At 37.0% G+C, this 22,779-nt stretch carries 18 protein-coding genes and 1 other annotated feature; of the genes, 7 read left to right on the forward strand and 11 right to left on the reverse strand.

Translation table 11 applies throughout. The annotated features are described in order from the left end of the window. Positions 1–608: 608 nt before the first annotated feature. The 6 genes from rarD to ezrA form a co-directional block, all read right to left on the reverse strand. A complete protein-coding gene (rarD, locus tag WBG45_RS09975; RefSeq protein WP_424414161.1) occupies positions 609–1,523 on the reverse strand; it encodes an EamA family transporter RarD in 915 nt (304 codons plus the stop codon). A 127-nt stretch (positions 1,524–1,650) separates the two neighbouring features. Next, the gene (gene mbcS, locus WBG45_RS09980; protein ID WP_424414163.1) at positions 1,651–3,222 is read right to left on the reverse strand and encodes an acyl-CoA synthetase MbcS; all 1,572 of its coding nucleotides are present in this window, start codon (positions 3,220–3,222) and stop codon (positions 1,651–1,653) included. A 167-nt stretch (positions 3,223–3,389) separates the two neighbouring features. Beyond that, on the reverse strand, positions 3,390–3,593 hold the full coding sequence (locus WBG45_RS09985; protein ID WP_377733265.1) for a small, acid-soluble spore protein, alpha/beta type: 204 nt from the start codon (positions 3,591–3,593) through the stop codon (positions 3,390–3,392). A gap of 86 nt (positions 3,594–3,679) precedes the next feature. After that, complete coding sequence (gene thiI, locus WBG45_RS09990; RefSeq protein ID WP_424414165.1) at positions 3,680–4,882, reverse strand: tRNA uracil 4-sulfurtransferase ThiI; 1,203 nt, start codon at positions 4,880–4,882, stop codon at positions 3,680–3,682. A 6-nt stretch (positions 4,883–4,888) separates the two neighbouring features. After that, a complete protein-coding gene (locus WBG45_RS09995; RefSeq protein ID WP_424414221.1) occupies positions 4,889–6,022 on the reverse strand; it encodes a cysteine desulfurase family protein in 1,134 nt (377 codons plus the stop codon). 125 nt (positions 6,023–6,147) lie between these two features. Next, entirely contained in the window at positions 6,148–7,848 is a 1,701-nt protein-coding gene (ezrA, locus tag WBG45_RS10000) for a septation ring formation regulator EzrA (RefSeq protein WP_424414167.1), read from the reverse strand. A gap of 147 nt (positions 7,849–7,995) precedes the next feature. Between ezrA and hisJ the strand changes: the two genes are divergently transcribed. Together hisJ and WBG45_RS10010 are read left to right on the forward strand one after the other, a co-directional pair. Next, the gene (gene hisJ, locus WBG45_RS10005; protein WP_424414169.1) at positions 7,996–8,790 is read left to right on the forward strand and encodes a histidinol-phosphatase HisJ; all 795 of its coding nucleotides are present in this window, start codon (positions 7,996–7,998) and stop codon (positions 8,788–8,790) included. A gap of 57 nt (positions 8,791–8,847) precedes the next feature. Further along, complete coding sequence (locus WBG45_RS10010) at positions 8,848–9,327, forward strand: GAF domain-containing protein (RefSeq protein ID WP_424414171.1); 480 nt, start codon at positions 8,848–8,850, stop codon at positions 9,325–9,327. A gap of 40 nt (positions 9,328–9,367) precedes the next feature. Here WBG45_RS10010 and megL read toward each other — a convergent pair whose 3' ends face one another. Beyond that, the gene (gene megL, locus WBG45_RS10015; RefSeq protein WP_424414173.1) at positions 9,368–10,579 is read right to left on the reverse strand and encodes a methionine gamma-lyase; all 1,212 of its coding nucleotides are present in this window, start codon (positions 10,577–10,579) and stop codon (positions 9,368–9,370) included. A 345-nt stretch (positions 10,580–10,924) separates the two neighbouring features. Between megL and rpsD the strand changes: the two genes are divergently transcribed. Both rpsD and WBG45_RS10025 read left to right on the forward strand, forming a co-directional pair. Then, positions 10,925–11,527 (forward strand): 30S ribosomal protein S4, encoded by a 603-nt coding sequence (gene rpsD, locus WBG45_RS10020; RefSeq protein WP_424414175.1) that lies wholly within the window; start codon positions 10,925–10,927, stop codon positions 11,525–11,527. 394 nt (positions 11,528–11,921) lie between these two features. Continuing rightward, positions 11,922–12,089 carry a hypothetical protein gene (locus WBG45_RS10025; RefSeq protein WP_424414177.1) on the forward strand — a complete coding sequence of 56 codons (168 nt, stop codon included), beginning with the start codon at positions 11,922–11,924 and terminating at the stop codon, positions 12,087–12,089. 644 nt (positions 12,090–12,733) lie between these two features. Here the strand turns inward: WBG45_RS10025 and WBG45_RS10030 are convergent. After that, positions 12,734–13,405 (reverse strand): permease, encoded by a 672-nt coding sequence (locus WBG45_RS10030; RefSeq protein ID WP_424414179.1) that lies wholly within the window; start codon positions 13,403–13,405, stop codon positions 12,734–12,736. Between the two features lie 616 nt (positions 13,406–14,021). After that, the gene (locus tag WBG45_RS10035) at positions 14,022–14,417 is read right to left on the reverse strand and encodes a hypothetical protein (RefSeq protein WP_424414181.1); all 396 of its coding nucleotides are present in this window, start codon (positions 14,415–14,417) and stop codon (positions 14,022–14,024) included. A gap of 242 nt (positions 14,418–14,659) precedes the next feature. Here WBG45_RS10035 and WBG45_RS10040 point away from each other — a divergent pair, with 242 nt between their 5' ends. Continuing rightward, positions 14,660–15,475 (forward strand): cobalamin-binding protein, encoded by an 816-nt coding sequence (locus WBG45_RS10040; RefSeq protein WP_424414183.1) that lies wholly within the window; start codon positions 14,660–14,662, stop codon positions 15,473–15,475. A 51-nt stretch (positions 15,476–15,526) separates the two neighbouring features. Here the strand turns inward: WBG45_RS10040 and tyrS are convergent, their stop codons facing one another. Further along, positions 15,527–16,792, reverse strand: coding sequence for a tyrosine--tRNA ligase (tyrS, locus tag WBG45_RS10045; protein WP_424414184.1), 1,266 nt, complete (start codon positions 16,790–16,792; stop codon positions 15,527–15,529). A 95-nt stretch (positions 16,793–16,887) separates the two neighbouring features. Further along, positions 16,888–17,088 (reverse strand) — a binding site (T-box leader). Positions 17,089–17,196: 108 nt separating this feature from the next. On the opposite strand from tyrS, the gene WBG45_RS10050 reads away from it, so the two are divergent. Continuing rightward, entirely contained in the window at positions 17,197–20,175 is a 2,979-nt protein-coding gene (locus tag WBG45_RS10050; protein ID WP_424414186.1) for a transglycosylase domain-containing protein, read from the forward strand. Positions 20,176–20,241: 66 nt separating this feature from the next. Here WBG45_RS10050 and acsA read toward each other — a convergent pair whose 3' ends face one another. After that, entirely contained in the window at positions 20,242–21,960 is a 1,719-nt protein-coding gene (gene acsA, locus WBG45_RS10055; RefSeq protein ID WP_424414188.1) for an acetate--CoA ligase, read from the reverse strand. Positions 21,961–22,132: 172 nt separating this feature from the next. Here acsA and WBG45_RS10060 point away from each other — a divergent pair, with 172 nt between their 5' ends. Further along, positions 22,133–22,765 carry a GNAT family N-acetyltransferase gene (locus WBG45_RS10060; protein ID WP_424414190.1) on the forward strand — a complete coding sequence of 211 codons (633 nt, stop codon included), beginning with the start codon at positions 22,133–22,135 and terminating at the stop codon, positions 22,763–22,765. Positions 22,766–22,779: the final 14 nt, after the last annotated feature.

Raw genomic sequence — 22,779 nt, forward strand, 5'->3', positions numbered from 1 at the left:
TTAAAAACATTAAAATTGAAAAATAATACATTCTGGCAAAAAGTAAAACGGACGTATCTTTAAAAAATGAGCTCCTACGGTTACTCGTCGCAAAAAAAAAACGGGGCTGTCATAAAAGTCATAAAATATGACTAATGGCGGTTCCCTTTTCTATTTTAAAGAGTTGATTTACGTTACAGACGGACGCTTTCCGCGGGTGGTCCGTGTGCCTCCTCGTTCGCTTTGCTCCCTGCGGGGTCACACCTGGACACACTTTTCCCGCTGGAGTCGCCGTCTTCCATTTCAATCAATACAAAGTTCATCATGTGCAAAACAGTTAATAATAAATGTTACAATGTTCAAATGTTGGTACAGAAAAAAGACTGATTTTCTTCACTTATATTAGGGACTCATTAGACAGCCCATATTCTACCGATTCCCACCCTCTTTATAACAGGATATTCAAAGTTGTATTGCTGCATATCATACATTTCCGCTTTTAACACGTTCCGAAAATGAGCCCGTCCATATTAACAGCATTTTAAATAGCCTAAAATAACAATGGCGTTGCTTTTAGCTTCAAAAATTAAAATAAAAAAGCAGACGAGATTTATTCTCTCGTCTGCTTTTTATAGTTTTGCTAGTTTGAGTTTTCTAGTTCTGGCTTCCATCACTTTTGAGACAGTAAATAGAATCAGTGCAAGCCAAATCAGTGAAAAAGAAAGAAAATCAATGGCATTAAACGTTTCTCCATAAATAATGACACCTAAAAATAACATACTTGTCGGTGCAATATATTGTAAAAACCCTATCATATATAAAGGAATTCTTTGCGCTCCTTTTGCAAACAGAACGAGCGGAATAGCAGTTGCTAGACCGGTTAGAACTAATAATAAATCTGTTTGAAGATTATCGTGAAACATGATAGCTTGGTTCGTTACAAAGAGATAGATGTAGTAGATCAACGCAAAGGGAACAATAAATAACGTTTCGATTGTTAAGCCTCGAACAGCATCTAAAGGAATTGTCTTTTTCATGAGGCCATAGATAGCAAAACTAATTGCAAGAGCAAAAGCAAGCCACGGGAAACGGCCATATGATATCGTCAAAATTATGACGCCGACTAACGCAATTACAAATGCTATCTTTTGCGCTGCCGTAAGACGTTCTTTTAAGAAAAAGATTCCTAACAGAACAGAAATCAATGGATTAATATAGTATCCTAAACTCGTTTCGACTAAATGATTGTGATTAACAGCCCATATGTATAAAAACCAGTTTGCTGATATTAGTGCAGAAGCAAAAAACAGACTCCAAAATGCTTTTTGGTTTTGCCATAATGTCTGAATATCTATTAGTAACAGTTTGCTATTCCTCATGACTACAACGAAGAGCAAAGTGAATACAAATGCCCAAAGGACACGACTTGTTAATATTTCGCTGCTCGGTACGTGGCCTAACCACTTCCAATAGATTGGGAGAACTCCCCATACCAAATAAGCTCCAATGGCCCAAATAACGCCTTGACGTTCATTTTCTAACATACTTCCACCTCATTAGTTTGACTCTCGAAATATATCTCATTATAGAGCCCTATTGTGGGAATGTAAACGACAAAAAACTATTCTTAAAAACCTTTTTTAGAGGTTTTCAAGAATAGCTCGGTTGTCATTATTTTGTTTGTTGTTGATTACGAAGCTCAATACGTCTAATTTTCCCGGAAGCGGTCTTTGGTAATTCTTCGATAAACGTCACTTCTCGAGGGTACTTGTATGGCGCAGTTAATTGCTTCACATGATCTTGAAGTTCTTTCACTAAATTAGGTGAAGCTTTAGCTGAATCGATTAAAACGACGTATGCTTTTACGATAGTTCCCCGAATTTCATCAGGACTTCCTACCACAGCGCATTCTTTCACTGAAGGATGTTTAACTAAAGCATCTTCCACTTCAAACGGTCCGATGGTGTAGCCTGAACTGATGATAATATCGTCTCCACGGCCTTCAAACCAGAAGTAGCCATCTTCATCTCTAGAAGCTTTATCACCTGTTATATAATACTTACCTCTAAATTGCATATTTGTTCGTTCTGGATCTTTTAAATATGATTTAAACAAAGCTGGTGTATCAATATGAACTGCAATATCTCCTACTTCTCCAGTCTCACAAACTTCGCCGAATTCATTGATGATTTCTACTTGGTTTCCAGGTGTAGGTTTACCCATCGAACCAGGTCGAGCTTCCATACCCTTCATTGTACCGACTAATAAAGTATTTTCCGTTTGACCATAACCGTCTCGGACTTCTAGATCGAATTCTCTTCTAAACGTATCAATAACTTCACGGTTTAAAGGTTCCCCAGCTGACACTGCACTATGAAGAGATGACATATTGTACTCAGATAACCCTTCCACTTTGGCCATAATCCGATATTCAGTAGGCGTACAGCATAATACATTTACCTGGTATTCATGAAGTAAATTTAAATACATTTTTGGTTCAAACTTGCCATGATAGACAAAACCAGTGGCACCACTACCAAGTGTCGCTAGAAAAGGACTCCAGATCCACTTTTGCCATCCTGGACTAGCTGTTGCCCACACCACATCTCCTTCATGAATACCAAGCCAGTGTTCCGCTGAAGTTCTTAAATGTGCATAAGCCCAGCCATGAGTATGTACAACACCTTTTGGATTTCCTGTAGTCCCACTGGTGTATGATAAAAACGCCATATCTGAATTTTTTGTTTCGACTGCAGCAAATACATTTGACGCTTTTGTCATTTCAGCTGTTAGTGAGACCCATTCATCACTTCCTTGACCAATGACAAATTGACTTAAACCATCTAAATTCTCCACTTTTTCAAATTGACTGATGAAAGGTTCGTAAGCTACAACGGCTTTTGCTTCACTATGTACTAATCGATAATCAATATCTTTAGCTCTTAACATTTCTGAACTTGGAATAACTACAAGGCCTGCTTTAAGCGCCCCAATATACGTCACATAAGCTTCAATTAAACGAGGCACCATAATTAAAACGACATCACCTTGTTTTAATCCACTTTGAGTAAACACATTTGCTGCTTGATTTGCTAGTTCCATTAATTCTTTGTATGTAATTTCTTTTGTTTCTCCATTTTCACTTTTCCATATTAACGCTAATCTCTTTTCGTCTGTTGCATATTTTTCGAATTCTTGGACCAAGTTATACGTTAACGGTGCAATTAAATGTTCATGATTCATTTTAGTTCCCCCTTATCTTCTTTCTCCTCCTTTATTATACGTATATAATACTGATTTTTCAAAAAGTACAATCTTTTCAGATAATAAGAACTTGAAATCACAATGCCCGTTCTGTTAATTACATAATAAAACCGGCAGCTTTCGCTACCGGTTTATCTAAAGATTAATTATTTTTGGTATCCGCCGTTTAATTGTTGCTCTGCCATTTGCACTAAACGCTTAGTAATTTCTCCGCCAACGGATCCGTTAGCACGCGCTGTAGCATCTGGTCCAAGCTGTACACCAAACTCTGATGCGATTTCGTATTTCATTTGATCTAAAGCTTGTTTAACGCCAGGAACGACTAGTTGATTTGAATTTTGATTTGCCATGTCTGTGTCACCTCCTTGTGACTATAGAATGTGCCGCTTTGGCGAATTCATGCATTCACAGGAAATAGTAATTCATGGTAAATTTATTATAGTAAGTCAGAGAATTTATCTTGTTTCTTTTTAGGGAACATCATAATTTCACGCTCGCTCACTGCTTCTGCAATAAGTTCGTCGAAAGATTTAAAGCTCTCATAAAACTCCACTTTTTCGAGTTTCGGTTTTGTTTTTGGACTTGCCGGTGTGAATATCGTGCAGCAATCTTCGTAGGGACGAATAGATACCTCGTACGTATCGATATCTTGAGCAATTTTAATAATATCAAGCTTATCAAAAGCAATAAGTGGACGCAGAATTGGTGTTGTCGAAACAGCATTAATCGCAGTTAAACTTTCTAGCGTTTGACTTGCTACTTGTCCTAGACTCTCACCTGTAATGATAGCTAAAGCTCCTGTTTCTTCTCTAACAAGATCTGTAATTCTCAACATCATTCTCCGAGTAGTCGTCATTGATACATTACTTGGAATTTGTTTTTGAATTTCTTGTTGAATTGCTGTAAAAGGAATGATGTGAAGTTTAACGGAAGCACCAAATCGGCTTAATTTTTCAGCTAATTCCATTACTTTTTCCTTTGAAAGTTCACTCGTGAATGGTGGACTATGAAAATGGATGGCATCCAAACGAACACCACGTTTCAACATTTGATATCCTGCAACAGGACTATCTATTCCACCTGATAACATCAAAATAGATTTACCATTTGATCCAATCGGTAAACCTCCAGCACCAGGAATGACTTGCGCCATCATATATACAGCATCTCTTCTAACTTCTACCACCAAATCAATATCCGGTTTTTTCATTTGAACTCGAATTTCCGGGAAGTTTCGCAATACATGAGAGCCAACATATTGTTGCAATTCATTCGTTTCCATTTCAAATGGTTTATATGAACGCTTTACCGTAACTTTAAATGTTTTATCTGCTCGATCTAGTGATTCTACAACTTTAACCGCCGTTTGTTTAATATCTTCTAGATCTAAGCTACATGAAGCCACAGGACTAAAAGACTGAATGCCGAAAATTTTTGGCAAGCGTTCAATTAATTGATCCATCGTTTCTTGTTCATTCGGTCGAATAAACATACGATCTCTTTCCGTAATAATTTGAAATTTTGGCAAATCAGCAAATGCATAACGGATATTATCGCGTAAGCGACCTGTAAATGCATTGCGATTTCTTCCCTTTGTCGATAACTCACCATAACGTATTAATAGTTCTTTCCATTCCATTTTGTATTATTCTCCTTTTACTTGCTTCATAATTGATGAAAAACTTTCGATAAAATGATCAATTTGTTTGTCTGTATTACTTGTGCCTAAACTTATGCGAATGACTCCTCGTATATAGTCATCAGGTAATCCGATTGATTTTATGACATGACTTGTTTTTGTTTGTTTGGATGAACAAGCACTCGAAGTTGACACGATGATTTCTTTAGCTTGTAAAGCATTAACCAATACTTCTCCTTTTAAGTGACGGACACTAATCGTTAAAATATGGGCTGCAGCTTCATCTGAAGATAATATTTTAACATTACGATATTCTAGCAGTGAACTTCTTAGTTTTTCGTTCCATTGCATATATTTCAAAAGCATAGTAGATTGATTTTCAGAAGCAAGTCTCATGGCTTTTGCAAACGACACTGCTTGTGCAACCGCTACCGTTCCACTTCGTAATCCATACTCTTGTCCACCACCAACAATGACAGGCTCGAAGGATACATGATCTTTCCATGCAACAATGCCAGATCCTTTTAAGCCATTGAATTTATGCGCTGAGAGTGTTAAAACATCCACTCCAAGTTTAACAAATGATACAGGATATTTGCCAAAACTCTGAATGGCATCTACATGAAAAACTGCGCGGCTATTTTGATGAATCATCGTTGCTAATTCTTTAATCGGCTGGATACTACCGAGCTCATTATTAATATGCATTATACTGACCAGAATCGTATCTTTTCGTAAACTAGCTTTTACATCCTCAACTGAAATCAACCCTTTTTCATTAACAGCTAAAACCTCAATTTCAAAACCCTGATGTTCCAATTGTTTCATCGCTTCTAAAACGGATGGATGTTCAATACTTGAGGTAATAATATGTTTGCCTCGAGATTGTAAATTTTTCGCTATGCCATGAATGGCAAAATGATTAGACTCGGTTCCACCTGACGTGAAAACAACTCGTGATTCATCTGTTTCCAGCATTTCAGCAACTTGTTTACGTGCTCGTGATAAAAGAGTGTGCGCTTCCACACCAAGTTTATGGATGGAAGCAGGATTCGCATAAAATTCTTCATTCACTTTAACGAATGTTTCCAAAACTTCTTTATGTGGTTTTGTTGTTGCACTATGGTCAAAATAATACACGGCTATACTCCTTTTCAATAGAAAACCACCAACACGTGTTGTGTGGTGGTTTCAACTGACTTTATTGTCTAACACTAGACTGCTTCTAAGCTTCAGACTAGTGTAGCACTTTACTCTTTTTTAAATTATGAACGCCATGCGTCTTCTTTGACAAGCACTTCGATTCGTTTCATTGCACCAGGTTCCACTTCTTCCACAGCTGTTGCTGCTTCTTCAAGGGCTTTTGTGTAACGAAGTTGACGGAATGCAGATTCAGCTTCTAACAAGCGTTGGTTCATACGTGGGTGACTTGCACGGTAACGGTTACCATATTGAATGATTCGTTCAATCAATAAGACGTTCTCAAGCATCTCTTTCGCTTTCCCATGAACTTCATGAATACATTTATCTGCTTTGGCTAAATAAGTATCAACTAATTTCATATTCAACGGTACTTCTTGGAGACTCTGCATAACTAAGTAAATGTGTTCTTCTGCTTCTTCTAAGCGAACATCCATTTCTTCAGGTATACCTGGCATATTCGCTTTATGTACCATACGATCTGTTTCATGAAGTAATTGTTTCAGTTCATCCAAGTTTTTACGCGCTCGATTTTCATCGATACGTAAGCTCTTTAAACTATTCGAGAAACGATCTTGTTCTTCGTATAAGTTCTCCAGATCATCCGATATAAGTGTAAGTTCATCTTGTAAGCTTGAATAAGCTAATTGATCTTCACTTGCACGTTGCGCCACTAAATCATAGCGTTTTTGCAATGTTTCAATTTGCTTCAAACAAACAAGAGGAATTTCAGCTTGATTTTCAGGTAATCGATAACTTTGTTGTACATAAGCTGCTTCGTCACTTGTTTGGCGAGTAATCGTCGTAACCTCGGCCAATCTCATTTCAGTAGGCTGACGATGCTGATCAACATAACGTTTTGCCATAACTTCTTTTTCAAGCATGTCATAGAAAGCTTCTATTTCATCTTTCATTTGTTCAACTCGTACTAACACGTCTTTTATATCGAGCTGAATAATGGATTCCTTCATAAGGACTAATTCTTCATCTAGCTTGTTTAGTTGTTCGGTTAATTCAAGATGTTCTAAATAATACGATTGCGCTTCCATTTCACGTTGCCCATTACGTAGGTCATGAATACTTGCAGGAATCTTATTTTGTACATCTGTTAATAATGAAGGAATATCATGCAATAAATTAAATACAAATTGAGCTTCCTGATTTAATCCAATTACGATTTCACGTGCCAATAAATAATTACCACTTTCTGTCAAACGGTCGTATTCATCAAATTGAGGACCGAATTGTTCAAGCTTTTTCTCAAGTGGAACAGCTGCTGCACCAAACGAATGCTGATGAGCGAGTAATGTCTTCCGCGCTGATCGATACTGTTCTTTTAATTGGTCCATTTCAACACGGTTTTTCTCTTCACTGCCTATCAATTGTTCAAGCTCCACCAATATTAGTGACATTTGTTCGTCACTTTGTTGAATCCGCTCTTCAATTTCTTTTTCCAATGAAGTAGCACGCTTAAAGTTGAACCGATCAATGCTTTCCTCAGCATCGAAGAGTAGTGAATCAATTTTCGGCATGTGAACATCCATAACTTGAGTCCAACTATTACGCCAGCTCTCAAACATTTCTTCTGTTTGTCCATTCATATTAAGTTGTTTGACTTTAGTCATTTCTTCTAAAATAGGCTTATTTTGAATTTGATGTTTTTCATTTTCTAGTCTAACAATCTCGTTATTATGTTTGCGACGCATCATATATAAGAGAATAAGTAATGCAATTAGTACGATGATTGCAATGATGATATAATCCATCGTAAGCCCCCTGTTCCAAAAATCACGGTCTATGCCAGTTATATATGTAATCTTACCATGAAACAAATGAATATGTTGACGAAAATCGAAGAATTTTGCCGAATTTATGTAAAAAGTTACATTTACACGTTGGAGGTGTTTAGCTAGATGAAGCGAGATGCTCACATTCACAGTCCCTATTGTCCCCATGGAACAAAAGACTCGTTTGAATTATACATAGAAAAAGCTATTAAGAATGGGTTCACGGATATCTCATTCACTGAGCATGCCCCTGCACCTAAAGGATTTATTGACACTGTCACTGATCGAGATAGTTTTCTTCAACCTGAAATGCTCGAACCCTATATTTTAGAACTTCAACGACTCAAAAAGCAGTATGCTGCTGATATCTCAATTAAAATAGGATTAGAAGTTGACTATATAGAAGGCTATGAAAAAGAAACGACTCAACTCTTGAATGAAATAGGTCCTACCTTAGATGATTCTATTTTATCTGTTCATTTCCTGCTAAATGAAAAAAAATATTCGTGTATTGATTTTTCACCGCAAGCATTTAAAGATTTTGCACAGCAATTCGATTCTATTGAAGAAGTCTATTCTCTTTATTATAAAACGGTACAGAATTCAATTTGTTCTGACCTAGGCCCATACAAACCCAAGCGAATTGGACATCCCACATTAATTCACAAATTTCAACTTGACCATAATGTTATAGTCGATGATCATGAAATGATTTTAAAAACATTGGAATTAATTAAAGAAAATCAATATGAACTGGATGTAAATAGTGCAGGGTTAGCCAAACCGTTTTGTTTGGAACCTTATCCCCCGCATCGATACATTTTGTTGGCAAAGGATTTGGGCATTTCTCTAGTTTTCGGGTCAGACGCTCACCGGGCAGAAGACTTGCATCAATTTTATAAGGACGTATATACTCAATAAATGTTTCATCGTTAGATGGATTATCAAAAACGAATACACTAATTAAGAGGTGATTTCATGTTTGAACAATCAACATATGCTGGAGATACACAACAACAATACGAAATGTTAGCTAAACAATTGGATGCATTATTAACTGGTGAAAAAAATGTCATGGCTAATTTAAGTAATGCTTCTGCTTTATTAAACCAATTTTTTGATCGCATTAACTGGGTAGGTTTTTATATGATGGATGACAATGAGCTTGTACTTGGGCCATTTCAAGGATTACCAGCTTGTATAAGAATTCCTATTGGTCGAGGAGTTTGTGGAACCACTGTTGCACAAAAAGAAACGATCATCGTTCCTGACGTGCATGCCTTCCCTGGACATATCGCATGTGATGCTGCTTCACAATCAGAAATAGTGGTGCCTCTTCTTAAAAATGGTGAGGTTATCGGTGTTCTTGATATCGACAGTCCTGAAAAGAATCGTTTCCAAGAAAATGATCAACAAGGTCTTGAACATTTTGTTTCTATATTAATGAAGCATATTTAAAAGGATGAAGTGGTTTAAAACCACTTCATCCTTTTTTGTTTTATTTAGTCATCGCAAAGTGTGTTTCAACCTTTGCAAATGCTTGTTTTAAATCTGCCATAATATCTTCCACGTGTTCAAGTCCTACAGACAAACGAAGTAATGAATGGGTAACTCCCATTTTTTCTCGGTCTACTTCCGGAATGACTGAATGTGTCATGGTAGCCGGGTGTTGAATTAATGTTTCCGCGTCCCCTAAACTAACTGCAATTTTAATTAGTTGCAGAGCATTCATAAAATATTGTGCAGCTTCTTTCCCGCCTTTTATATTAAATGAAATGAGCCCGCCTCCTGCTCTCATTTGTTTTTTAGCAATTTCAAATTGAGGATGTGACGGATCAAAAGGATACAGAATATCAGTTACGACTGATATTGATTGTAAAAACGACACTAATTTTTGTGCATTTTCAGAATGACGATCCATTCTAACGTGCAGTGTTTTTAATCCTCTAATAATTAACCAGGCATCAAATGGTGAAATAATTCCACCTACGTCCTTTTGAACGGTCATTCGAAGATTCATCATGTCTTCCATATCGTTCCCTATTAATAATCCTGCAATGACATCCCCGTGACCATTAATATATTTTGTAGCACTATGCAACACATAGTCAGCACCGAAATCAAGTGGATTTTGTAAATATGGAGAAGAGAATGTATTATCAACAATCACTTTTAGTCCATGTTTTTTGGCTACTTTAGTAACTAGTTCTAAATCCACAAGTTCCATTGTTGGATTTATTGGTGTTTCTATATATATACAAACGGTCTCTGGTCGTATTGACGCTTCGATTTCTTGTTCTGTTGATAAAGCACTAAAACTATGTGAAATATTATATTTTTCATCCATCATTTCGAGTAAGCCAAATGTGCATCCGTAAATACCTCTCGAACAAAGAACATGATCACCTGTCTTTGTAACATGAATAAGCACTGCACTAACTGCGGCCATCCCCGACCCAAAAGCTAATGCACTTTGCCCATTTTCAAGTTCCGCCATACGATCTTCTAAAATGCGAACGGTTGGATTTCCCAAGCGAGAATAGATATTTCCAGACTCCTCACCCGCAAAGCGTCGTTCACCTTGTTCGGCAGACGAAAAAGTATAGGTTGACGTTTGATATAAAGGCACGGCTAAACTGTCATGATGTTGTTCTGACGAATATCCTTTGTGAATTACAGCGGTTTCTTTACGTATAGATTCATTTTCCATTAGAAGCACCCCTCAATTTATGTAAACGCTTTCATCCCTTTCATTTCCATCTTACTCGATTCCGTGATTTTTGAAAAGGTCATTTTCCCTAGACGTTTCAGTTAAATGTCAAGGTTTCATCTTGACACTAAACCATTTACTAGATACAATAGAGGATGTGTAAAATAAAAGCAGCAGTTGTATGGTCTTATTCGTTTCATTTTATTCCTCCAAGATTTTTGGAAGGGGTATCTCGTAACCCTTGGGCTGCGAGGGCGAAGGTACATGAAAATAAAATGGCAGTTTGATTGATACATCTGGTCTTATTTTACAACAAAATAAAACCACTAAAAGGAGGAGTCTCTTATGGCTCGTTATACAGGTCCAGCTTGGAAATTATCTCGTCGTCTTGGTCTATCACTAAGCGGTACAGGTAAAGAATTAGAAAAACGCCCTTACGCACCAGGACAACACGGTCCTAACCAACGTAAAAAAATGTCGGAATACGGTTTACAATTACAAGAGAAGCAAAAGCTTCGTCACATGTATGGTGTAAACGAACGTCAATTCCGTACACTTTTCGATAAAGCGGCTAAAATGCCTGGTAAATCTGGTGAGAACTTCATGATTCTTCTTGATACTCGCCTTGACAACATTGTTTACCGTTTAGGTCTTTCACGCACTCGTCGTGGAGCTCGTCAATTAGTAAACCACGGTCACGTTATGGTTGATGGAAAACGCGTTGATATTCCTTCATACCGTCTAAAAGCAGGTCAAGAAATTTCTCTTCGTGAAAAATCTCAAAACCTTGATATCGTTAATGAGTCTATGGAAGTAAGCAACTTTGTTCCAGAATACTTATCTTTCGATGCAGACAAAAAAGTTGGTACATTCGTTCGCCTTCCAGAACGTAGCGAATTATCTGCTGAAATCAATGAATCATTAATCGTTGAGTACTACTCACGTTAATAGCTATACTTTAAAAAGTGTAGTATTAAGAACCCTAAAATCCTTGTTAATTCAAGGTTTTAGGGTTTTTTTATTTATTGCAAGATAAAGTATTAAAAAACGGTTATTGGGGATAAATTAGGACATATAATAAAAATTGTGTATATACAGGAATGTGTAAGTGATTAATCTTCTCTCAAACAGCATGCCATTGAGTTGCTTTATATTTTAAATTTTTCTATCCTATCAATAAGTGAAAATAAAATGAACTGTTTATAAGTACAATTGGTAAAACCTCTCCTTTTAATGCCTCTTTGTGAAACAGAAAGGTCATATAACTCTTAATAAAGAAGAATGTCCTTTAAGAATAAAACCTTCTATACAGAGCAAATTAGACTCTAGGAGGTGAATATCCATGAGTAAAAACAGCAAAAAGACTATAAACGTAAGAACGCATAACCCCTTTGAAATTTACAATCATCCCAACAATCACAAGGAAGAATTTGCTGGAGACTTAGATTCTAAACCTAAAGACATTGTTACCAACAAAAACAAGAATCAACAATCCAACAAAAATAAATAATACTTTTGAAAGGTGAGTACTATAAGGACTCGCCTTTCTCAATCTTATTAAAAATACTGGTCTTAAATTGAAGTAAACTTACGTAGTGTTTGCTGCAATTAAACCCACTTTCAATGCACAAATTGTCTAGAGTTAATCGAACAATAAAATAATCACCTTTTAATTTTGAATGATAAATGATTTTTAGATAGACTGATCTATAAGTGCAATAATTAGCCAAAGTAAGTTAACGGCATGTCAGATTCATCAGGATCGTTCGTGCGAAAACCTTTCCGAACAATGTTTATCCAATAAAGCATCACCTCTACTAAGGTGGTGCTTTTTCAATGCAATTTAGTTTGAAGCTTAATGAAATAGGATAAACGAACGTAAAAACTGATGTTTTAACCGATTTTTTAAAAAGCTATGTTCAATTATTGATTGATTTTTCACAGTAAATGCTCTTGGAAATGGTTCTCGCCACAAAGAGAAAAACAAAAAAAGAGTAACGGGATCTCTTTTGGAGTACAAAAAGTTAAAAAACATAGAGAATCGCATATAAATTAGCAAACGAAATAGCACTGCAAATTGTAGTGCTTTTAGCATTTTTATTGATTGCAATTGGTCAGCGCTTCATTCTTCTCTTTTACTTCAATAACATTTTTTTAAATAAATCTTTTAAGATATTCGCCAAATATTTTGTTCATAACTTTGGGGGTGTTTTCTAAATAAACATTAATTTGTTCAATGTTCGATTCGAATTTATCAGAGTTTCTTTCATCTGTTGGAAAATCAGATATCCCTTTAATAATAATGCATTCAACATTATTCTTCTTACAGATATAAGCAATTGCACCCGCTTCTGTATCGGCTATTGTTATTTCGTTTTCTATAAGTTCTAAATAGTCCTTCCACATAACTACGGCTTTATCAGCGGTGCCAATTGTTCCAGTATAAAAATCATTTCCATATTTGGATAAATCAATATCTACTATGAAGGATTGTTTAATAAGAGGCTCGATTTCTTTTACTGTGCAATCATATTGAACGGCTTTATCGGGTACAAAAATATCTAAATTACTGAACTTATCATCTATTCCTGCACAAGTTCCAGCAACGATTACTTTAGTTAAATTAAATTTAGAAATCATATACTGATTACCACCGACACCATTTACTTTTCTTACTCCTGTACTATAAAAAACAAGTTCGGTATCATCAATTGTTCTTATGAAATACTCGCCATAAGGATAACCGAAACGTTCATTATCTTTTATGCCGAAATATTCCAATGACGCTTCATATTCCCACTTCGTTGCTATACTTATTCCTATCATCGATTTATCACCCTAGAAATATAATTTGTCACTATTGAATGTCGTCTATACCCAGTCTGAATTTCATTTTTATCCTATCCTTCTTTACTTTGTTCATCTACAATTGGTTATTAATATGTAAGTACCCTTTTTTCTAACCTGCTACGTTTGTTGAATAAGAACAGCATACTTTTAATCTAATTATATATTCGATTTAGCCGTCGTCTAATCCTTTTCCGCCAAAATTGGTAAGTCTTTTAACAAGTGAATTCACATACCAATTCGCAGCGTGACAATAGTTATTGTAATCCTGCTAATAGCTATACGAATTAGGGTGCAAATTCGAACATAAAAACCCAATAAACATTGATATAGCAACAAAAATAAGCAAGCTAATTCATATCCGAACTAGCTTGCTATTTGTATTACTTTTTTCTGTTTTGTACTCCAAAAGAGAACCCGTTAAAAAAAGAGCGTTAACCTTTTTGGTTGACGCTCTGAAATCGATTTAATTTTTAAAAAAGGGACACTTAATCTGTTCGACGATGCCAACCGTCAATCTCTCTTTTTCCAGCGATGCATATATTATGTATTTGCCCATTTTTTGGTAAAAGTTCAGGATAAAGAAATTTTGTTATCAATCTTCGTTCTCTTCTTCGTCCATTTGTTCAAGGTAATCGTGTTCACCCAGATATATAGGGCCAAGTGCATAATCAATTCGGATTGGCCATTCATACGGAACGGATAAACGGCTGGATACAGCTCTCCAAAATTTACTCGAATCTCTTTCAAAATCTAAAAAATCTTTTAATAATTCTTTATAAGATACACCATCAAATTGTATACTCATATCCTGCAACCTAATGAACGCCACATGTCTATTTTCAAGATCTGCTGCCTTTTCCATTTCTTCTTCAGTTGCCTCTCCGATAATGGTTCCTGGAGGGGGGATGATAGAGTAAATATTGTCTACTTCTACTTCTTCTTCCATTTCTTGTGCGGGACTCAATTTATTCCGGATACGATTTAGCATCAAGGTAACTCCTCATAATTTCAATTTTCTATTTATTATATCTATCCTGAAAGGCCATTGTCAATGATGCAATATAGCTATTGGGCGGATCCCTCAGCTTCTATTGATCAGTAATTTGAGTGTTGAAATGAGTTTATTACGTGACATGAATGAAGTAAATGTTAATGAGATAAAAGATTCCGTCTCGGGTCTATTTTTTTGTTTATGATACACTAATAAAAAAGCACATAAGGAGTTTTTCTATGAGACTCATATCAATTTGCCCTAGCAATACAGAATTACTTGCTTATTTAGGTCTGACTGATCAACTTGTCGGACTTGATGACTTTTCAGACTGGCCTTTGTCTGTTCAGCATTTGCCAAAACTCGGACCTGATTTATCAATAGATATTGATGCACTTGAAGCATTAAATCCTGATTTAGTTCTAGCTTCACTGAGTGTTCCTGGTATGGAGAAAAATGTGAATGAATTAGTAGCTCGTGGTATCCCCCATCTCGTGTTGGATCCACAAAGTTTAAACGATATTGCAGAGGATTTATTAACCGTTGGCCATGCTTGTGGAATAGCCTCACATGCCGAAGTTGTCGCGACTGCATATAAATCATTTGTAAATGACATGAAACAACGAGCCTTAACTGTTGATAAAACACCTGAACTTTACTGGGAGTGGTGGCCAAAGCCGATATTTACCCCAGGTAAAATTAATTGGCTAACAGAAGTCAGTGAAATTTCTGGTGGTCGAAATATTTTTCGGGATGTGGAATTAGCTAGTGTTCAAACAGACTGGGATGATGTCATGCGTCGCAATCCGGACTATTTCTTTTTGGCGTGGGTTGGTGTCAGAATAGAAAAAGTGAACACAAAAGTGATTGAAAAACGACCTGGATTCGAAGGACTTACAGATGAACAGAAAAGGCATTTGTTTATTATGGAAGAAGAATTATATTGCCGTCCCTCTCCTCGTTTACTTGAAGGAGCTCTTAAACTCGCTACTATATTACACCCGAGCATTTATGGAGATTTAGATTTGCCACGATGGGTTAAGCATAATGAGTGAATAATAAAAAGCAGTTTGACGATTGTAAAAACCGTCAAACTGCTTTTATTTTTATACGAATTTCACCATATGGTATTTCTTCTTCCCTCGACGAACGATTGAGAATGAATCATCTAAACGATTTGCTGCATTTACGATATGATCGACAGCTGTTACTTTTTCACCATTTATTGAAATAGCCCCATTTGTAACATCTTCGCGCGCTTGACGTTTTGAAGGTGAGACACCAGCGTCTACTAACAAGTCTACGATGTTTTTGTCTTCCTTCGCCATTTCAATAGAAGGAACGTCTTTAAATGCTTCCTTCATTTCACTAGCAGAAAGGGATTTTAAATCTCCGCTAAATAATGCGTGTGTCACACGAATTGCGTTATCCAATGCATCTTGACCATGAATCATACGAGTCATTTCTTCGGCAAGTGCTTTTTGAGCTTTACGTAAATGAGGCTCCTCAGTGACCGTCACTTCAAAAGCTTCGATTTCTTCACGTGTTAAGAAAGTGAAAATTTTCATGTATTTAATGACGTCTGCATCCGCAGCATTCATCCAAAATTGGTAAAACTCATATGGTGTTGTCTTTTCAGCATCTAACCATACTGACCCTGAAGCAGACTTGCCAAATTTCGAGCCATCAGCTTTTGTCACAAGTGGAATGGTCATACCAAATGCTTTTGATTCATCACTATGAGTTTTACGAATAATCTCAAGTCCTGTGGTAATATTCCCCCACTGATCAGATCCGCCCACTTGAATACGGCAATTATGTGAATCGTACAAATGATTGTAATCAATTGCTTGGATCAACATGTAAGAAAACTCGGTGAAAGAGATGCCTCCTTCTAAACGAGAAGCAACAGTATCTTTAGCCAACATGTAATTGACACCGATATATTTCCCGTAGTCACGTAAGAATTCAATAACATTCATCGAGCCAATCCAGTCTCGGTTATTGACCAAAACGGCTCCATTTGAAGAGCTAAAATCAAAAATACGTTCCATTTGAGCTTTTAGTCCTTTAACATTTTGATCAATTTGTTCTGTCGTTTGTAATTGGCGCTCTTCACTTCGACCTGATGGGTCCCCAATCATTCCTGTTGCCCCACCAATTAATAAAATTGGTCGGTGTCCATGAAGTTGGAAACGACGTAATGTTAACAAAGGAACGATATGTCCAATATGCATACTATCAGCTGTTGGATCTACCCCACAGTATAAAGAAATTGAATCATTATTTAAAAGATCTACCATACCTTCTTCGTCTGTTAATTGGTAAGCTAGACCTCTCCATTTTAAGTCTTCTATCAATACGTTGGTCATTTCTTATTCCTCCTTTGATTGTAAAAACCATACAGCGTCCCTCTTGTAACTTGAGCAAAACAATAAAAAAGTCCCTGCACGATTAATTAAAATCATGCAGGGACGCTAAATATAATTTGCGCGGTACCACCCAGCTTGAAGGAACTTGCCCTTCCGCTCTTCAGACACAGTATCGTTGTGTTTACGTTTAAGCTCCCGGCCTGTAATTCATGTATGCACACTGACTAGCTTTCACCAACCGCTAGCTCTCTAAACAGCTCTTGCATTCATTACTTCGGACTTTTCATCACTTAAAGTACTATATAGTTTTTCATTGTACGCCTAAAATTTTCGTTGTCAATAAAATTAATAAAAAAGGAAGTTTTTATGATATAATAGGACAAGATTTTAGGAGGTCGATTCCGTTGAATGATCAAGTAAAAAAGAGTCTAAAACAAATTAGTGAAACCTGGGATAAATGGACAAAGGCACGATGGGCAAAAGGCCTGCGTATAACGTCTGGTGTCTTTTGGAATCTAGCTATTCTAGTATTAATCGTTTTACTAGTTGGTGGAGCATTTGTAGGATCAGTTGGAGCAGGTTACTTCGCTTCTTTGGTAGACCAAGAACCACTTAGAGAAGAAAGTGAAATGCGAAATTCTATATTAAGTTATGAAGAAACCTCAGAACTTTACTTTGCCAACAATGTTTACTTAGGGAAAGTAAGAGCAGATTTACAGCGGAAAGAAACAAAACTAAGTGAAGTTTCACCTTATGTTTTAGATGCAGTATATGCAACTGAAGATGAATACTTCAAAGTTCACGACGGTGTTGTTCCAAAAGCCATTTTCCGTGGACTGTTTCAAGATGTTACGAACTCTGATAGTCAAACCGGTGGATCTACTTTAACTCAACAGTTAATAAAAAACCAAATCTTAACGAATGAAGTATCCTATGAACGTAAAGCGAAAGAAATACTACTAGCATTACGAATTGAGAAATTCATGGATAAGGATGAAATTTTAGAAGCCTACTTAAATATTATTCCTTATGGTCGGAATGCTTCAGGAGTAAATATTGCCGGAATTGAAACTGCTGCTGAGGGTATTTTTAATGTTAAAGCCAAAGACTTAAATCTTCCTCAAGCTGCTTTTATCGCAGGTATTCCTCAAGCACCTTTTGCACACACACCATTTACTAGAGAAGGTCTTAAAGATGCTGATGGTCTAAAACCAGGGATAGACCGAATGTTAACCGTTCTCTATCGAATGAAAGAGACGAATTACATTACGGAAAAAGAGTACAATGCGGCGATTGCATATGATATTAAAAAAGATTTTCGTAAAGCAGAAAAGACAACACATCAAAGATATCCAGATTTAAATGATGAACTTGAGCGCCAAGCCATTTCAATTATTTCAGTGATGTTAGCTGAAAAAGATAATGTTGATCCAGAGCGTTTAGAAAAAGAAAATAAAATAAAAGTAAAATATGAGATGCTTGCTGAGCAAAAGATGCGTGTAAATGGTTATCGTATACACTCTACTATTGATAAAAAGTTATACGATGCTCATCAAAAAGCAAAAAATGAGTTTGACAGCTATGGTATTACAACATCCGAAGAACGTACTGATGAGAATGGTGAAGTTAAACTAGTCGATGTTCCTGTTCAAGTGGGTAGTATGTTAATGGAAAACAGTACTGGTCGTATTTTGAGTTTCATTGCCGGCCGTGATTATGAGACCGAGAAGACAAACCATGCTACACAAGGATTCCGTCCAAATGGTTCAACGATGAAACCACTTGTCGGATATGGACCTGCAATTGAATACGGAGTGCTAGGTGCAGGAAGTCCCGTAGTTGATGTGAAATTACAGGATGTCTTCGCAGGAGGTATTCCATACGAACCTGGAAATTTCAATGCTAACCAAGAGCTTGGAATCATTCCTGCTCGCCAGGCTCTTGCAACTTCTCAAAACTTAGCTGCAGTTCGCCTGTATGATTCGATTAAAGATCGTAAACCTACTACCTTTTTAGAAAAGATGAATTTCTCTAACGTTACTGATGGAACTTATGCTAACCCATCCACCGTGCTAGGTACAGTTGATGTGTCCGTTCAAGAAAACACCAATGCTTATGCTACTTTAGCAAATGCTGGGCAGTATGTTCCCTCTTATATGATTGAGAAAATTGAAGATGCAGATGGCAAATTGGTTTATCAACACGAGGCAAAAGCAGTTCCTGTTTACTCTCCTCAAACTGCATATATCGTTACGGATATGTTACGAGATGTTTTAAGCGTAGGAACTGGAACAAAAGCTAAAAGTATGTTGAACTTCAGTTCCGATTTTGCAGCAAAAACTGGAACAACAAACGAAGCACGTGATGTTTGGTTTATGGGATATAATCCATCTATCACACTTGGCGTATGGCTCGGCTATGATAAACAAAAAACATTAATAGATCGTTCTGGTAAATATCCTCAACCAGGGCAACGCGTAAATATGTTATGGGCAAAACTCATGAATGCGTCTTATGATGTGAATCCTAAATTGATTGATCCAAATATTGAATTTAAAGCTCCAAAAGGTGTTGTGTCACGTTCCTTCTGTGCTATTTCAGGAATGGCACCTTCAACTGAATGTTCTCGTGCTGGACTTGTAACATCAGATTTATTTAATGCAAATACTTTTGTTCCAAGTAAAGTTGATGACAGTTTTGTTTCTTCTTCATATGTAATGATTAAGGACAAGCGTTATCGTGCTCTTCCGACAACTCCGAGCGAATTTGTTACAGCGGGTGGAGTTGGAGTTAACGAAGACTTTATTAATCGCATGTTTGGAAGAATGAAAGGCGATCCTAGCAAATTGTTCCCAACAAACTCTAGTTTCGCAAATCGTGTTGTCTCCGAAGATACGTTTAATGCTGATGGAGCGGCACCACAACCTGTTACCGCAACATTATCAGGACAGAAACTATCTTGGACGAATTCAGCATCGAATGATGTGGTTGGATACCGTGTCTTCAGCCGAACTGGCGGAACAAATGCGCTCCTTACTGCCATCAAAGAAGTTGATGAAAATTCGTATCAAGTTAGTGGACCAGGTGAATACTTCGTTGTAGCTGTTGATATTACAGGGATGCAATCCCCTGTATCTAACATAGCTAAAATTGAAGCTCCTGAACCTGAACCTGAGCCAGAACCGGAACCGGAACCTAAGCCTGAACCAAAACCGGAACCAAAACCAGAACCTAAGCCCGAACCGAAACCAGAACCGAAACCAGAACCAAAACCAGAACCAAAACCAAAGCCTGAACCGAAACCAGAACCGAAACCAGAACCAAAACCAGAACCGAAACCAGAACCTCCAGTAACACCTCCTGGAGATGATGATGGAGAATAAATAACTTAAAAAGCTGTGGTCCTTATCATTTTGATAAGGACCACAGCTTTTTTCATTCTTTTAAATTTAATCTTCCATTGTTGATAAATCACCTGTTGGTAAATCAAGTTCCCAGGCTTTTAAGACACGTCGCATTATTTTACCGCTACGAGTTTTGGGAAGCTTGTCTTTAAATTCAATTTCACGAGGTGCTGCATGAGCAGCCAACCCTTTTTTCACAAATTGTTGGATATCAGCAATTAACTCATCAGAAGGTTCAACGCCTTCTTTTAATGCCACGAAAGCTTTAATGATTTCTCCACGTACTGGGTCCGGTTTTCCGATAACACCAGCTTCTACAATTGCTGGATGTTCGAGTAGTTTACTTTCCACTTCAAACGGACCAACGCGTTCGCCAGAAGTCATGATAACATCGTCAACTCTTCCTTGAAACCAGAAGTAGCCATCTTCATCCATGTATGCTGAATCTCCGGATACATACCATTCATCGTTTAAGAAATAAGATTGGTACTTTTCAGGGTTGTTCCAAATTTGGCGCATCATTGATGGCCATCCTTTTTTCAATGCCAAGTTACCCATTTGATTCGGAGGTAACACTACTCCACGGTCATCTACAATTGCTGCCGTAACGCCCGGTATTGGTTTACCCATTGAGCCAGGACGAATTGGTAAGCAAGCATAGTTACAAATCATTTGAGCACCTGTTTCAGTCATCCACCATGTATCGTGAATTCGGTGATGGAATACTTCAGCACCCCATCGAATTACTTCTGGATTTAATGGTTCTCCTACTGATAAAACGTGACGTAAGGAAGATAGGTCATAATCTTTCACCAAGGCATCCCCAGCCCCCATTAACATACGAAAAGCGGTCGGTGCACTGTACCAAATTGTCACACCAAAGTCTTCAATTGCTTGATACCATGCTCCAGGTGAAAAACGACCTCCCAAGACAACCATCGTAGTCCCAGTCAACCAAGGCCCAAAAATACCATATGATGTTCCAGTAACCCAGCCTGGATCGGCGGTACACCAATAAATATCTTGTTCATTTAAATCTAATACCCATTTTGCAGTTTGATAATGTTGAACCATCGCTTCTTGAACGTGTAGTACCCCTTTAGGCTTACCAGTTGAACCAGACGTATAATGAAGAACTAAACCATCTTCTCTATCCAGCCATTCAACTTTGAAGTAAGGTGATGCCGTTTCCAAGTGTTTCATGAAATCGATCGTTTTATTATCTTCTTTAACACTGTCTCCAACTAATAAAATAGTTTCTAAATGCGGTAATTTATCTACAGGAATACGACCTAAAAGCTCAGGAGTAGTGACTATGGCTTTTGCTTCACTATCTGCTAAGCGATCATAAACTGCACCTTCCATAAACGCTTCAAACAAAGGTCCAACGATAACACCCATTTTAATAGCGCCTACTAAAGCAAAATATAGTTCAGGAGAACGTGGCATAAAGATAAACAAACGGTCACCTTTTTCAAGGTTTGTATGCGTTTGCAATACATTTGCAGCTTTGTTTGACCATTTTTTCATTTCATTAAAAGTATATGATTCTTTTCGATTTGCATCCTTATAATAGAGTGCAATTTTGTTTTTTCTATCAGAATTTGCATGTCGATCAATGGCTTCATGTGCCATATTCATACGACCAGTTTCATGCCAACTAAACGCTTTTTCTGCATCTTTCCAATCAAAATTAGCTGCAGTTTCGTCGTAGTTTTGGAGTAAATAATCTCCTTGAACGACCGGAAGTGCTTCAAGTTTCATTTCTACCACCCTCTCAATTACGATACAAATACTAGTTTACCTTAAATTAAATGTAAATGGCGAATAATTTTACTTTTTCGACTTTAGGGAAATGAAAAATATTGAAAACATTTTCCTTCTGTTCATTTCATGTATAATAGGGGTAATTGTAATTATTTTCAGGGGTGAACTCATGGAACATAAAAAAATCTATAATGCCATGGAATTAAAAACGAAACACGGCAATTTAATAATTGAAGGACCCATTTCGTCAGAGGATATAGCTCGCTTTGATTTCCATCAAGACTTGGTAGCATTTCGTCCTCCTGCTCAACAACATAAAGCAATTGTTGGCATAGCTAAATTACCAGAAGGTCGGATCTTAATCGCTCGGGACAATATGACAATAGTGGGATATGTCACTTACTTGTATCCTGACCCTCTTGAACGATGGTCAAAGGGACAAATGACGAATTTAATCGAGTTAGGTGCGATTGAAGTAATTCCAAAATACCGAGGAGCAGGTGTTGGAAAAAGTTTGCTTCGAGTTTCAATGATGGATGACGCAATGGAAGATTATATCACCATCACAACCGAATATTATTGGCACTGGGATTTAAAAGGAACAGGCTTGAATGTGTGGGAGTATCGAAAGATTATGGAAAAAATGATGAACGCTGGAGGCTTAGAATATTTTGCAACGGATGATCCAGAGATTAGTTCACATCCTGCAAACTGTTTAATGGCGAAGATTGGATCACGAATTGATACTGAATCTATCCAACGTTTTGATCAACTTCGTTTTATGAATCGATTTATGTATTAATTCGTAAAGGAGCT

It is taken from the genome of Paenisporosarcina sp. (assembly GCF_049671445.1).
Lineage (GTDB): Bacteria > Bacillota > Bacilli > Bacillales_A > Planococcaceae > Paenisporosarcina.